Annotated in this window: 13 protein-coding genes; 7 read left to right on the top strand and 6 right to left on the bottom strand. The window is 40.6% G+C overall.

Annotated features, from left to right (window positions below; all coding sequences use genetic code 11):
* Positions 1-267 precede the first annotated feature (267 nt).
* The 3 genes from ACFSY7_RS13360 to recX are packed head-to-tail and all read right to left on the bottom strand — an operon-like array spanning position 268 to position 1,658.
* The gene (locus tag ACFSY7_RS13360) at positions 268-531 is read right to left on the bottom strand and encodes a YfhJ family protein (RefSeq protein ID WP_126989183.1); all 264 of its coding nucleotides are present in this window, start codon (positions 529-531) and stop codon (positions 268-270) included.
* A gap of 1 nt (position 532) precedes the next feature.
* A complete protein-coding gene (locus ACFSY7_RS13355) occupies positions 533-862 on the bottom strand; it encodes a YfhH family protein (RefSeq protein ID WP_126989182.1) in 330 nt (109 codons plus the stop codon).
* Entirely contained in the window at positions 843-1,658 is an 816-nt protein-coding gene (gene recX / locus ACFSY7_RS13350; protein ID WP_380148184.1) for a recombination regulator RecX, read from the bottom strand. The genes ACFSY7_RS13355 and recX overlap by 20 nt, the downstream gene beginning before the upstream one ends.
* A gap of 109 nt (positions 1,659-1,767) precedes the next feature.
* On the opposite strand from recX, the gene ACFSY7_RS13345 reads away from it, so the two are divergent.
* Together ACFSY7_RS13345 and rlmD are read left to right on the top strand one after the other, a co-directional pair.
* A complete protein-coding gene (locus ACFSY7_RS13345; protein ID WP_380148183.1) occupies positions 1,768-2,667 on the top strand; it encodes a TIGR01777 family oxidoreductase in 900 nt (299 codons plus the stop codon).
* Between the two features lie 90 nt (positions 2,668-2,757).
* On the top strand, positions 2,758-4,134 hold the full coding sequence (gene rlmD / locus ACFSY7_RS13340) for a 23S rRNA (uracil(1939)-C(5))-methyltransferase RlmD (RefSeq protein ID WP_126989179.1): 1,377 nt from the start codon (positions 2,758-2,760) through the stop codon (positions 4,132-4,134).
* A 972-nt stretch (positions 4,135-5,106) separates the two neighbouring features.
* Here the strand turns inward: rlmD and ACFSY7_RS13335 are convergent.
* A complete protein-coding gene (locus ACFSY7_RS13335; protein WP_126989178.1) occupies positions 5,107-6,288 on the bottom strand; it encodes an MFS transporter in 1,182 nt (393 codons plus the stop codon).
* A 541-nt stretch (positions 6,289-6,829) separates the two neighbouring features.
* Here ACFSY7_RS13335 and ACFSY7_RS13330 point away from each other — a divergent pair.
* The 3 genes from ACFSY7_RS13330 (at position 6,830) to ACFSY7_RS13320 (ending at position 10,878) form a co-directional block, all read left to right on the top strand.
* Positions 6,830-7,006, top strand: a complete 177-nt coding sequence (locus tag ACFSY7_RS13330; protein ID WP_186439695.1) for an SE1561 family protein — start codon at positions 6,830-6,832, stop codon at positions 7,004-7,006.
* 166 nt (positions 7,007-7,172) lie between these two features.
* Complete coding sequence (locus ACFSY7_RS13325) at positions 7,173-8,714, top strand: fumarate hydratase (protein WP_126989177.1); 1,542 nt, start codon at positions 7,173-7,175, stop codon at positions 8,712-8,714.
* A 268-nt stretch (positions 8,715-8,982) separates the two neighbouring features.
* A complete protein-coding gene (locus tag ACFSY7_RS13320; RefSeq protein ID WP_380148182.1) occupies positions 8,983-10,878 on the top strand; it encodes a heavy metal translocating P-type ATPase in 1,896 nt (631 codons plus the stop codon).
* Positions 10,879-10,964: 86 nt separating this feature from the next.
* Here the strand turns inward: ACFSY7_RS13320 and ACFSY7_RS13315 are convergent, their stop codons facing one another.
* Positions 10,965-11,939: a YihY/virulence factor BrkB family protein gene (locus ACFSY7_RS13315; RefSeq protein ID WP_139996028.1), complete on the bottom strand. Its 975-nt coding sequence runs from the start codon at positions 11,937-11,939 to the stop codon at positions 10,965-10,967.
* A gap of 52 nt (positions 11,940-11,991) precedes the next feature.
* Complete coding sequence (locus tag ACFSY7_RS13310; RefSeq protein WP_126989174.1) at positions 11,992-12,339, bottom strand: YtxH domain-containing protein; 348 nt, start codon at positions 12,337-12,339, stop codon at positions 11,992-11,994.
* Positions 12,340-12,528: 189 nt separating this feature from the next.
* Here ACFSY7_RS13310 and ACFSY7_RS13305 point away from each other — a divergent pair, with 189 nt between their 5' ends.
* Together ACFSY7_RS13305 and dhaK are read left to right on the top strand one after the other, a co-directional pair.
* Positions 12,529-12,750, top strand: coding sequence for a DUF1128 domain-containing protein (locus ACFSY7_RS13305; RefSeq protein WP_126989173.1), 222 nt, complete (start codon positions 12,529-12,531; stop codon positions 12,748-12,750).
* A gap of 126 nt (positions 12,751-12,876) precedes the next feature.
* Positions 12,877-13,860, top strand: a complete 984-nt coding sequence (dhaK, locus tag ACFSY7_RS13300) for a dihydroxyacetone kinase subunit DhaK (RefSeq protein WP_380148181.1) — start codon at positions 12,877-12,879, stop codon at positions 13,858-13,860.
* The last annotated feature ends 7 nt before the right edge of the window (positions 13,861-13,867 follow it).

Below are 13,867 nucleotides of genomic sequence, written 5' to 3'. Positions count from 1 at the left end.
TCTCGACAAGTGACTCTTTTTGTCACGTCGGAGAGAGCGAAATGACCCGAGGAGTTAGCGCTTGAATCCGGATAATCATAAGTGATGAAAGCGCTCGTTTAACGTCGATGGGGCCCTGGTAGATGGGGGCCCTGGTAGATGGGACCCCCGGTAAATGTAGCTTATCTTCCATCACAAACCTACGAGACTTCTTTGACTAGAGGTCTCGTTTTTTCATGCTTCAAAAAAAGGCATGGTGCTAAGAATTGCTTCCCAGCGCCAGCCCGATTATTCTACATCATCTAATAAATGTGCATATTTTGGATTTCGACCCGCAAATGCATGGATGTCGCGACCATAGCTTTGAATCCATTGACGAATAATACGCTCAGTCATTTCCATTCCTTTATAGTCGTAACCAGCCTTCGCATATGTCGATTCGAAGTCACTCCATAAAAGCTCAATCCATACACGTGCCTTCGCTTGCGATAACTGGCTTGCCTCTACTAACACTTCTGTTAATTCCGCTACTTTTTGTTCGATTTCTTGCATATTAGAACATCTCCCCAGCTGGTACAAGCATCGCAATTGGAATGGCTTCTTCTTCCACATGCCCGCCTAAGCGGTAACCCCATGCATAGACACCTTTTAAGTAATCGACTTTAAAGAACACACCCGGGTCACCCTCGACACGATAGATTTCGCCCGCTTTAAAATCTGCAGGGTCTAATAAAAAGGAACTTGCTAAAATTGCTTTACGTTCATAAACTGCAAATTCATTAATGATGCCCAGTTGCTCCGCTTTACGGGCTTTTTCTTTTAATAAACCAATCTCTGTGCGCAGTTCCGCTTCCGTCATTTCGCTATACTTCTTCATTTTCATTCTCCTTTTGTTCAATAAATGCCTCTATAATTTCACCGGGAAACCCTTTTTGGTACAATGCCTGCTTAACCTTCATATGGAGGTCATAGCCAGTAAACTTCGACGCATATTTCTTCCACGCCTTCTCGCCCTGCCCTTCAAGCATCGCGGACCAATCGTCTTCTTCCATTGTAAAATCTAATTTCGCAATCGCCTGTTCAATAATCCCAAAGCTATAGCCCTTTCGCAATAGGAAATCTTGAATCTTCTGTTTTTGCTGCATCGGTGTTTTTCGCGATTCTTGACGCTGTTTTTTCTCCGCCAATTCATACGCGAGCTGAAGTTGCTCCCCTTCATCAAACTCTCCAAGTGCCTGCTGCTGCGTTTTTTCATCGATTCCCTTACGTTTTAGCTCCTGCTGAATCGCACGCGGCCCTTTTTTCATCGTATTCTTTTTCGTTTCAACAAAGGCACGTGAAAATTCCGCATCATTTAAAAAGCCAAGTCGTACTAATTTTTGAATTGCCTCTTGAATAACTGCTTCACCAAATTCTGCGTCACGTAGCTTTTTACGCACTTCCTCTTCACTGCGCATTTGATAAGTCAAATACGATAAGCCGCGATTAAATGCGCGCGCTACTTCATCTTCAAAGGCGATGTCACCAAGTGTCCATTCATCTAGCACTTTTCCTTTTGTGAGGCCGTACTGCACGAGAATCTTTTCATCGACACTAAACGAATATTCTTCATTTAAGAAAATATTGTAGCGCTCTTCATTTCGCTTTTGTCGTGTAATCTTCGTAATGACTTTCGGCATACGTAGCAACCCCTTTCTTTTGATAGTATACCTGTTTTCAGTTGAAACTTCACGGGCATACACTTAATAATAGAACTAAGTAAATGAAACATTAAAGGAGGATTTTTTCATGAAGATTGCGATTACTGGAGGCACTGGTCTCGTTGGCTCTACCTTAACAAAATTATTAAAATCTCATGGGCATGACATTGTGATTTTAACGCGTGGCAATAACGATTCAAAAGATGGTATTGAATACGTACAGTGGCTTGTTGATGATGCACAGCCCGAGCTTTATTTAAATGATGTTGATGCATTTGTAAATTTAGCTGGTGTATCGTTAAATGAAGGCCGCTGGACAGATGAGCGAAAAGCGGCGATTTATAATAGTCGCCAAGAAGCAACAAATGAAGTGCTACGCCTTATTCGTGTACTAGAGGAAACCCCAAAAACATTGGTCAATGCGAGTGCTGTTGGGATTTACCCTACATCACTCGACGCTGAATATACCGAAGCTTCCGATGAGCAAGCCCGTGATTTCCTCGGTAAAACGGTTAAGATGTGGGAAGGGCTCGCAGATCAAGCAACAGAGGAAGGCGTTCGTGTCGTCAAAACGCGCTTCGGTGTCATTTTCGATCAGGAAGGTGGCGCATTCCCGCTTATCGCGACGCCTTATAAATATAATGTTGGTGGCAAGCTTGGCGATGGCATGCAGTGGGTATCATGGGTACATGTAGAAGATGTTGCGCGTGCGCTGGCATTTTGTTTAATGAATGAGGATGTAAAAGGTGTTGTAAACGTCACAGCCCCTTATCCGGTTCGCATGAAACAAATTGGGGATTTCATCGCCAAAGCACTTAATAAGCCCAACTGGTTGCCTGTCCCAGAAGCTGCACTTAAGCTCGCACTTGGCGAGAAAAGCCAGCTCGTATTAGAAGGTCAAAAAGTATTACCTACCGTTTTAAGTGACTATGATTTTGATTTCAATTATCCAACGATTACAAAAGCACTTCAGCAACTACTGCGTTAAAACTTCTGCTAGATGGCAGAAGCTTTTCTTTTATTCAAGTCGGCGTTTCGTTATAATGGAGAAATGAATTTAGAAAAGGACGTGTCCATCTTGCAACAACAAACTATTATGTCAGTCGGAAAACGGATTCCACTGAACATTAAAAAACTCGGTATTAACGGCGAAGGGATTGGTTACTACAAACGTAACATCGTTTTCGTACCTGGTGCTATTACAGGCGAGGAAGTATATATCGAACTAACAAAAGTCGCGCGCGGTTATTCAGAAGGTAAAATCATAAAAGTACAAAAACGTTCAAAACATCGTACGACACCACCATGTCCTGTATATGATGAATGTGGCGGTTGCCAATTACAGCATATGAAATACGATATGCAGCTAAAAGCGAAACGTGACATTGTCGCACAATCATTAGCTAAATACGTGAAAGATGGCGCAAAAAAAATCGACCTACGCCCAACAATCGGTATGGATGACCCTTGGAATTATCGTAATAAGAGTGCCTTCCAAGCACGTCAATCTGGCGATAAAGTATTAGCAGGTCTATATGCAGAAAACAGCCATAAGCTACTAGATATTGAAGACTGTGCTGTACAACATCCAATGACGGCGAAAATGACGACAAAAGTAAAACGCATTATGCAAGAGCTTCAAATTCCTGCATATAATGAAAAAACAAATCGTGGTACAGTACGTACAATTGTTGTGCGTACTGGCGTCAATACAGGCGAAACACAAATCGTTTTCGTCACAACGAAGAAAAACTTCGATCAAAAAGACGAGCTTGTTGAACGCGTAAAAGCATTGGATTCAAAAATCGTTTCAATCGTTCAAAATGTTAAAGAAGATAGCTCACCACTTATTTTCGGTGACCAAACGATTGTGTTAGCTGGTAAAGAAACGATTCGCGAAAAACTTGGCGAATACGCCTTTGATTTATCAGCACGCGCATTCTTCCAACTGAATCCAACACAAACGGTTCACCTATACAATCAAATTAAAAAAGCAGCGAAATTAACAGGTAAAGAATCAATCGTTGATGCTTACTGTGGCGTTGGTACAATCGGTCTTTGGTTATCAAAAGGTGCGAAAGAAATCCGCGGTATGGATATCATTCCTGAATCAATTGTCGATGCGAAGAAAAACGCGAAAAAATATGGTGTTGAAAATGCGACGTATGTACAAGGTACGGCAGAGCATTGGTTAGAGGAATGGCGTTTAGATGGCTATGTACCAGACGTTGTGACAGTCGATCCACCGCGTACCGGTTTAGACGACAGCTTCATCGAGACGATGTTAGTCATCCGTCCAGAACGTATCGTCTACACTTCTTGTAATCCATCAACGCTTGCAAAAGATTTAGCTCAGTTAATGGAGCTATACCAGGTTGAGTATATTCAACCTGTTGACATGTTCCCTCAAACAGCGCATGTCGAAAGCGTTACATTACTAACATTGAAAAAATAAACGTTCAAAGACAATCATCTAATGGTGATTGTCTTTTTTGTATCGTTTTTCAGAAATGGCTGATAACATCAGAAAGCGTGTTTTGACTACAACATAGTTGAAAATAAGTGCCAAAGCAGGGCTAATTACGGGGTGAAAAATCTGGATTTATCATGTATCATGCAAAAAGCTGTCAACAAAAATTTTTATTTATGATTTTTCCGCATATCGTTATTATTTTTAAAGATGCCAAATGGCTAATTACAGCCCAAAATACGCAAAAATCGGTCTCTTTCCGTTCTCTGACGGATGTTTTTTGTCTGAAAAGAATATGCTAAAAAAAGGAGCTGTCATTTATTCGATTCATCGAAAAATGCGCCACGCAGCGCTCTATCCTAGCGAGATCTATGTGTTGAAATCTCCCTTTAGAACCCGAAAACGAGCAAAAAGGGGCAAAAACGGGGTTTTTCTACCCCTACTTTGCCCCGTTTCACCTACAGTGTTATGCAAAGTTATCATAACTATCGCCATAAAAATTGTATTTATTTTAGAATTATTTACACTTCAGCAAATAAGTAGCCTTTCTCTAGCCCTATCCACTTAGGTCCGACACTTATTTTTTAATATGTCGTAGCCAAAAGCCGCTCCTTGGGCTCATACGTAATTTCTAATAAATGATTTTATCCAAAAAGGCAGCGCTACTCACGACCGAGTGCGCTGTCTTTTACTAAATTAATTTAAACGGAAGTGCGAAATTTGACTCGTTAATTGCTCAGATAAATCTCGTAGGAAATCACTTGCCGCTGTCATTTCTTCAATTGCTGCGTACTGTTCCTGTACAAGGCCTGCTACTTGTTGTGTTTGCTGTGTTGTGTTATCTGAAGCATTACTAATTTGATCAATTGATTCGCTTACTTGCTGTGTACTTGCAGCGATTTCTTCTGATTTAATTATTATTTTATTTTTCCATATAAAAAAAGAATTTTGATAGTATCAAAATCCTTTTTGATTATTTATTCTTTTTTTACGGCCACCAAGTGAAATAATAACGAATACAGTAAATAATAGCAGTGCTACGAGTAGTAAATAGCTCATCGTCGCATGCTCTACAAAGGCGCCACCTAAAAATGGACCTGTCAAACTACCAACACTAAAGAAAATACTACATAGTAAATTACCCGTTGGTAGTAATTCCTTCGGCGTTAAATCTGTCATAAACGAAATGCCTAATGAAAACATCGAGCCGCAACACATGCCCGCAAGCAAGAAGGCGACAAATACGAACCATTGGTAGGATTCTAAAAAGCTTCCAATTAAAAACATAGTACCGCCGCCAAGCAACCCAAATGTAATAACTTTATAACGTCCAATACGGTCCCCAAGTGTCCCAAATGGTACCTGCGTTATAATACCGCCAATCGCAAAGGCGGATAAAATAAGCGACACCACGGATACATCAAATTCACGACGTAGTGCATACACTGGGAAAATGGCATTTAGCGATGATTCTAAAAAGCCATAAACAAGCGGCGGTAAAAAGGCAATCCATGCATAACTCAGCGTTTTTTTATAACGATGCCACACATTTGAATTAGCACTCTTTACATCAATTGGTTCTGGCTTATCATTTTTCAATGTAAACACAAGTGCCCATGATACGAGGCAAAGTACTGTCGACACGATAAATGGTAGTGCCTCAGCAATATTAACAAGTGGCACTAATAACGGTCCAATTGCAAAACCAACACCGAAGGATAAGCCATAAATGGCGATGCTTTTACCAAGCGTTTCGGGACGAGCGGTACTTGTAATCCACGTTTGTGATGCAAAGTGAAGCGCATTGTCCCCGACACCGATGAAGAGGCGTAAAATAAACCAAAATAATAAGCTCTTCCATAATGGGAATAGCATTAGCGAGATGAGTACAATAGCGCCACCCGTTAAAATAACAGGTTTGTAGCCAAATTTACGCAAGGGTTTTTCGATGAAGGGCGAAATCAGTAAGGTCCCTAAATATAAGCCTGTCGCATTTAAGCCATTAAGTGATGAAGATACGCCGTCTCGTTCAAAAATAACGGAAATAAGCGGGAGCAACATGCCTTGTGAAAAGCCTGAGATCGACACGATGGCAACGAGCACCCAAAAACGTCTTTTTGCATATGTATCTTGTTGCACGAGGTTGTTCCCCTTTCAAAATATGAATTCAACCTACTATAACAAAATTTAAGGCATAGAAAAAGACTCAGATACATCTACAACGTAGGAGTTCTGAGTCTTGTTAACTTTTTATCATATTCATTTGTTATTAAACGTAGTTCCCGGCAAATGGATAGGAAGATAAGTGTTTTACCGACAACGGGGTTTAATGTACCTCCTTTATTTTACGATTATCAATACTGAGCGCCCTATAATTTAGCTGTGTCATCACGTAGTGTGCTAATTGAACGGTTATTGGATACTTGGAAGAGGTTTCCTTGTTCAGGTCTTACAATTCTACGCGGTGTCACCTAGAAAAGGGCATCCATTTATCAGATTTACTATCGTCTGTATCCTCCTTCCCTTAATCGTTAAAAGAATAATACCACAAGATATTAATTTTGTAAACATTTCAAATAGTCAGATTATTAAAATCCTCATTTTGTCCTACGTTCATTTGTTCGACATTGAATTCTCCCTCTTTTTCCGTTATGCTAAGGCTAACTAACGGAGGTGCCGAATGAAACCAATCTCAAATAAAGATCAGCAAGTACAGTACTTGAAAGGTCGTTTACAAATGTTTGTCGAAGTGTTAGATTCAATTGAACCTGAAACAACGGAATTAGAAGATATCGATCGTTTAATTTCGATGGTTGATGATTTAGAGGAAAAAGTAAAGCAATTTAAATCCCGCTAGTCACGATTAGAGTCACTTATTATAAGTGGCTCTTTTTTCATGTGAGAAATTATTTACGTCCTCTTTCTGTTTAGGTACATTATTTTCTGTATCGCTATTCTATCTTTCTACTTTGTCCTATATAATGAAGGAGACTATGTCACTTTATTTTTGAGGGGGATTTCTAATGAACTTAGAAACGTTAGAACAAAGCGTCTATGACTTAATTACAGAGACGTCAACAAACTTACCGAAGGATGTACGCCGTGCTGTAAAGCGTGCAAAAGAAGCTGAAAACGCAGGTACGCGTGCAGCGATGAGCTTAGACACAATCGCGAACAACATCTTTATGGCGGATGACAATGTGTCACCAATTTGCCAAGATACTGGTTTACCAACATTTAAAGTAAAAACTCCTGTTGGTGTGAACCAAATCGAGATCAAAAAAATCATTAAAGATGCGATTGCACGTACGACTGGCGATGCAAAATTACGTCCAAACGCAGTAGATTCTTTAACTGGTAAAAACTCAGGCGATAACCTAGGCGAAGGGTTACCTGTCGTGAAGTTTGAACAATGGGAAAAAGATTATATTGAAATGAAGCTTATCCTTAAAGGTGGCGGCTGTGAAAACAAAAACATTCAATATAGCCTACCATGCGAACTTGAAGGTTTAGGCCGCGCTGGTCGTGACCTAGATGGTATCCGTAAATGTATTCTTCATTCTGTATACCAAGCACAAGGCCAAGGCTGTTCTGCTGGTTTCATCGGTGTAGGTATTGGTGGCGACCGCGCTTCTGGTTATGATCTTGCGAAGGAGCAATTATTCCGTTCTTTAGATGATACGAATGCAAATGAGGACTTAGCAAAATTAGAAGATTATATCGTAGAAAAAGCCAATACACTTGGTATCGGTACTATGGGCTTCGGCGGCGAGGCGACATTACTTGGTTGTAAAATCGGCGTCATGCACCGTATTCCAGCGTCATTCTACGTATCTGTCGCTTACAACTGTTGGGCTTTCCGCCGCATGGCAATCGACATCAGCCCTGAAACTGGCGAAATCTTAAACTGGCACTACCAAGAAGGCGAAAAAATCGACTTCGCAGAAGCAGCAGCTGCAGCGAAATCAAATGACAAGCCAGACAATAAAATGGTTGAGCTTGTAGCCCCAATTACAGAAGAAAAAATCCGTTCACTTCAAGTTGGTGATGTCGTGAAAATTAGCGGCCGTATGTATACAGGTCGTGATGCGATCCACCATCACTTAATGAGCCACGACGCGCCTGTTGATTTAAATGGCCAAATTATTTATCACTGTGGTCCTGTAATGGCGAAAGATGAGAATGAAAACTGGACAGTAAAAGCAGCTGGTCCAACAACATCAATTCGTGAAGAACCTTACCAAGGCGATATCATGAAAAAATTCGGTATCCGCGCTGTTATCGGTAAAGGCGGTATGGGTCCGAAAACATTAAAAGCACTTGAAGAACATGGTGGTGTTTACTTAAATGCTATCGGTGGTGCGGCACAGTACTATGCTGACTGTATCAAATCAGTTGATGGCGTAGACTTAATGGAATTTGGTATTCCTGAAGCAATGTGGCACTTAGGTGTCGAAGACTTTACAGCCGTTGTAACAATGGATTCTCACGGTAATTCATTACATGCAGATGTTCAAAAATCATCTGTTGAAAAATTAGCACAATACGCTGAAAAAGTATTTTAATCCCGATTTAATCAAAAGAAGCTAGTAGAATCCTCTTCTACTAACTTCTTTTTTATTGTAAATGATAACCAATTGCAACGTTCACAATTCCTATCATTTTTTATGAAAATTTAAGTAAACGCACTTCCAAAGTATTCTCCTCTATGTTATACTAATTTTAACTTTAGAATGATTCTAAATAAGGAATTTAAAAAACGAATAAAACCTCTATAATAAAAGGTTTATATAGTTTAATTGATAGCGATTTTCATTATCAGGAGGAATGTATATGAATACTACAAATGAGAATAATAATCATTTAATTGAGAAATTAAAGGAACATATCGAATTAATTGCTGCCGTTGTAGCAGGTATCCTCATTGCCATTGCTTGGTTTACAACACGCGATGAAATGACGAGCGTCGGCATTGTCCTTTACTTACTAGCCTTCTTAATTGGTGGCTTTGCAAAAGCAAAAGAAGGCGTCGAAGAAACGATTGCCAATAAGGAATTGAATGTTGAATTCCTTATGATTCTTGCGGCGATTGGCTCTGCGGTAATTGGTTACTGGACAGAGGGCGCCATTTTAATTTTCATCTTCGCATTGAGTGGCGCACTTGAAACGTATGCGATGAATAAATCCCATAAAGAAATTTCTGCATTAATGGATATGCAGCCGGAAGAGGCTTGGTTAGTGCTAGCAGATGGTTCACTCGAACGCGTGAAAGTTGACACATTACAAGTTGGCGATGTTGTGATGATCAAACCGGGTGAGCGTATTCCAACAGATGGTGTCATCGCAGACGGCGCGACTTCTATTGATGAAGCAGCGATTACAGGTGAATCTATCCCCGTTTCTAAATTTGCAGGCGACGACGTATTCGCCGGGACTGTCAATATGACCGGTGCTGTGAAAATGACGATGACAAAGCCAAGCTCTGAGTCATTATTCCAAAAGATTATCGACCTTGTACAATCTGCACAAAGTGAAAAATCACCATCTCAACAATTTATCGAGCGCTTTGAAGGTACGTATGTAAAAGTCGTATTAATCGCAGTTGGCTTAATGTTATTCGTCCCTCATTTCGTATTAGGTTGGGACTGGACTACAACATTCTACCGCGCAATGGTGTTACTTGTTGTTGCTTCTCCTTGTGCTCTTGTTGCAGCAATTATGCCAGCAACCTTATCAGCCATTTCAAATGGCGCACGTAACGGGGTTCTATTCAAAGGTGGCTTACACATTGAACATTTAAGTGTTTTACAAGCAGTCGCATTTGATAAAACCGGTACATTAACACAAGGGAAACCCGTCGTGACGGACTTTATCGTGCGTGACGGTCTAGATGAAAAACAAACGCTTAGTATGCTTGCAGGTATTGAATATAACTCTAATCACCCATTAGCTGTAGCGATTACAGCCTATGCGAAACAACAGGACGTATCGTTTGCTAATGCCACAATTAAAGATATTCCTGGCTATGGTCTTGAAGCGACGATTGATGATGTCTTTTATAAAGTAGGGAAAATGGATTTTGTTGGACGTGAGGCGGCGATGCAATTCGCGAACGGGGCCGCTCCACTACTCGCTGAGGAAGGTAAAACCGTCATCTTCATGGCAGATGCGCAAGGAATCGTCGCGATGGCAGCGATGAAGGATACGGTTCGTGAAGAGGCAAAACAAGCCATTGCTCAGTTGAAAGAACTTGGCATTCATACGATTATGCTAACTGGTGATAATGAAAAAACAGCAAAAGCCATCGCAAAAGAGGCTGGCGTTGAAAGCTATATTGCCGAATGCTTACCAGAAACAAAAGTTACGCATATTAAAGAATTAATGTCGAAATATAAATTTGTCGGTATGGTCGGCGATGGCATTAATGATGCGCCTGCCCTTGCGACTGCGACAACAGGGATTGCAATGGGTGAAGGGACAGACGTCGCACTTGAAACAGCTGATGTTGTCCTAATGAAAAATGATTTATCAAAAATTTCATATGCGGTGAAAGTAGCACGTAAAATGCAGCGTATTGTGAAGCAAAATATTATTTTTGCTATCAGTGTGATCATGCTATTGATCGCCTCAAACTTCCTACAAGTAGTGGACCTTCCACTCGGTGTTATCGGGCATGAAGGTAGTACGATTCTCGTTATTTTAAACGGCTTACGTATGCTACGCTTGTAAAAAAAAGAGGCGGTTCAATCACCTTTCTCCTCATACAAAAAACACCTTCAAAGCATGCAAGCTTTGAAGGTGTTTTTGTTTTTTATTTATTGCGCGGATAATCGACGTCGACGCGTATCAATCTGCTCTTTTCGCTCCTGCATAATCGCATTCACAAGGCCACCAATCATGAGGACCATGCCGGTGATATAGAGCCATAACATGAGGATAATAATCCCCCCGATACTGCCATACGTTGCAGAATAGTTTGAGAAGTTATTAATATAAATTGAGAAGACATACGAAATGACTAACCAGCAAACCGTCGAAACGATAGCTCCTGGAATAGCACTACGTAAGTACATCTTCACATTCGGTCCTAACCAATACATAAATACAAGACCACAGAAAATGACAAGTGGTGGTAGTAAAATACGGAACTTATCAAAGATAGCGCCGAACTGTTCACCAAGGCCGATTGTATTTGCTAGGAAATGACCGATTTGTGAACCAAACACTGGTAAAATTAACGCAACAACGACTAATAGAATAAGTACGAGTGTAAACACAACCGACATCGAACGAGCGATGATAAATGGTCGTGTTTCTGCCTTACCATAAGATTGATTCAATGATTTAATTAATGCATTCACACCGTTTGAAGCAGACCATAATGTCGCTAAAATACCGACTGATAATAAGCCACCATTACGGTTTTCAAGTACATCTTTTAATGTATCACCAATGAGCGAATACACTTGCTCTGGTAATAACTCTTTCATCATCGTATACACTTGCTCTTGTGGTAAATTTAAAAACGGCACAAGTGTCATGACGAAAATCAATAATGGAAAAAGCGATAATAAGAAGAAGTATGCGAGCTGCGCACCCATGCCAGATAAATCGGCCTGCGTGACTTTTTGAATAAAGCCCTGTATAAATCCTTTCCATGTGGATAGGTCGTATTGAGGCTTATGCACATCTTGTAGATGTTTTTTTTCAATTTGCAGCATTTTTACTTTATCGAATACTTCAGATGATGGTCCTTTACGCTTTTTCACGTTTTTCTTTTTCTTCCCCACCGGCACTCCTCCTTCTATTCAGAATGACAGGTGAATCGCATTATTCGCTACATTATTTCGCTGTGTCATCTGAAGTGACCGTTGGTGCCTCTTCAGCAAAAGCTTCTTTCGTGTCCGAAACAAACGCTTTTACTTGTGGCGTCAGCGCCTTCACTTCTTCGATTTTTTCTAAGTAGTAATCTTTATCTTCTGCAATACGGTTGTACACTGTTTGCACAGCATCCACCTTCGCTAAAAGATTGTCTTTCAGTTCATCACGATTAGCAGCGTAATGTTGAATAGTTGCTGAAGCACTTTTCAGCTTTTGTGTAGTTTCTTGTCGTGTTTGACGGTCCAGTAAGCTGATTACTGCTCCTGCTACTGCTCCTAATGCAATACCTGCTACAAATTTGTTCGCCATAATTGCTTCCTCCAAACTTTTCCAAAATATTCTACTATGTAGTAGTTTACCCTTCTACTTTACCAATAAAACGCTTGCTCTGTCCTCTGAAAGTCATATTTCACGCAAGAAAGATTTGCGTTAAGACGTTGACATTCTTTTTCGAGCGTGAAATGATACATATAGCTAAAATGAAAGGATGAGATTCGAGTGAATTTAAACGAACCATCAGTGGAAAATATCCATCATATTATTGATGCATTAAAAGACAAATTACGTATGGTAAATGCCGATGCAATGCGTCCTGAAAGCTTTGACCAATCAAACTACGAGGATTTATTAGATTTATACAATCTAGTTATGAAACGTGACTCATTCAGCTTAAGCGAAATGCACGCCATCGTATCTGAACTAGGCTCACTTCGTAAATAATCGTTCACTATATGTCAAAAAAGAGACAGCCCAAATTGGGCTGTCTCTTTTTTGTATGGCTATTTTTTGCATCAAAGCGTGCAAGCGCATACTATAAAGATAAGACAAATTCTAGGAGGTTAGATGATGAAAAAGATTTTGAATAACCCAAGTGATGTCGTAACAGAAATGTTAGCAGGCTTTGTGCAAATTCATGAGGATGTGCAACTACTTAAAGACACACACGTCATTGCACGTCGTACGCCACAGGATGGTAAAGTCGCTATTATTTCTGGAGGTGGTAGTGGACATGAGCCGGCACACGCAGGGTTTGTTGGTGATGGCTTACTAGATGCAGCGGTTTGTGGACAAGTATTCACATCGCCGACACCAGATCAGATTTTAGCCGCAATTAAAGCTGTACACACAGGCGCCGGTGTTTTTCTTATCATTAAAAACTACAGTGGTGACTGTATGAATTTTGAAATGGCGAAGGATTTAGCCGAAATGGAAGGTATTGACGTTGATTTTGTGATTGTAAATGATGATGTCGCTGTATTTGATAGTAGCTTTACAGAGGGACGCCGCGGCGTTGCCGGTACATTATTCATGCATAAGGTGCTCGGTGCAGCAGCAAAAAATGGTGCTCGTCTTACCGACATTAAAGCACTCGCTGACAATGTTGTGACACATCTAGCCTCTGTTGGCTTTGCGATTTCTCCAGCGACAGTACCTGAAGTTGGCAAGCCAGGATTTGAATTGAGTGCGACAGAAATGGAGTTTGGCATCGGTATTCATGGCGAGCCAGGATATCGCCGCGAGGAATTAAAATCATCTCGTGAAATTGCTGTGGAACTCCTAGATAAATTAGAAGAAGAAACATCATGGTCATCGAAAAAAGTTGCCGTCTTATTTAATGGCATGGGTGCTACACCGCTAATGGAGCAATATGTTTTTGCAAATGACGTACTAACGTTACTAGAAGAACGTGGTTATGAAGCGGTCTATAAAAAACTTGGCAATTATATGACGGCTATTGATATGGCTGGCATGTCACTTACATTATTTGAACTAGCAGATGCACAGTGGCTGGATTACTTAAATCAACACACTGATGCACCTGCATGGTAAGGAGGAG

Origin of the sequence: Kurthia populi (assembly GCF_042686175.1) — a bacterium.
In the GTDB taxonomy this organism is placed as follows: domain Bacteria; phylum Bacillota; class Bacilli; order Bacillales_A; family Planococcaceae; genus Kurthia; species Kurthia populi.
The sequence above is the reverse complement of the archived record's forward strand: the minus strand, read 5'-3'. Positions and strand labels throughout refer to the sequence as shown.

Bases quoted from the DNA above. Each gene is read 5' to 3' on its own strand.
- ACFSY7_RS13310 (WP_126989174.1), bottom strand. From the start codon at position 12,339: ATGGCGAACAAATTTGTAGCAGGTATTGCATTAGGAGCAGTAGCAGGA.
- dhaK (WP_380148181.1), top strand. From the start codon at position 12,877: ATGAAAAAGATTTTGAATAACCCAAGTGATGTCGTAACAGAAATGTTA.
- ACFSY7_RS13320 (WP_380148182.1), top strand. From the start codon at position 8,983: ATGAATACTACAAATGAGAATAATAATCATTTAATTGAGAAATTAAAG.
- ACFSY7_RS13345 (WP_380148183.1), top strand. From the start codon at position 1,768: ATGAAGATTGCGATTACTGGAGGCACTGGTCTCGTTGGCTCTACCTTA.
- ACFSY7_RS13325 (WP_126989177.1), top strand. From the start codon at position 7,173: ATGAACTTAGAAACGTTAGAACAAAGCGTCTATGACTTAATTACAGAG.
- ACFSY7_RS13360 (WP_126989183.1), bottom strand. From the start codon at position 531: ATGCAAGAAATCGAACAAAAAGTAGCGGAATTAACAGAAGTGTTAGTA.
- recX (WP_380148184.1), bottom strand. From the start codon at position 1,658: ATGCCGAAAGTCATTACGAAGATTACACGACAAAAGCGAAATGAAGAG.
- ACFSY7_RS13355 (WP_126989182.1), bottom strand. From the start codon at position 862: ATGAAAATGAAGAAGTATAGCGAAATGACGGAAGCGGAACTGCGCACA.
- ACFSY7_RS13330 (WP_186439695.1), top strand. From the start codon at position 6,830: ATGAAACCAATCTCAAATAAAGATCAGCAAGTACAGTACTTGAAAGGT.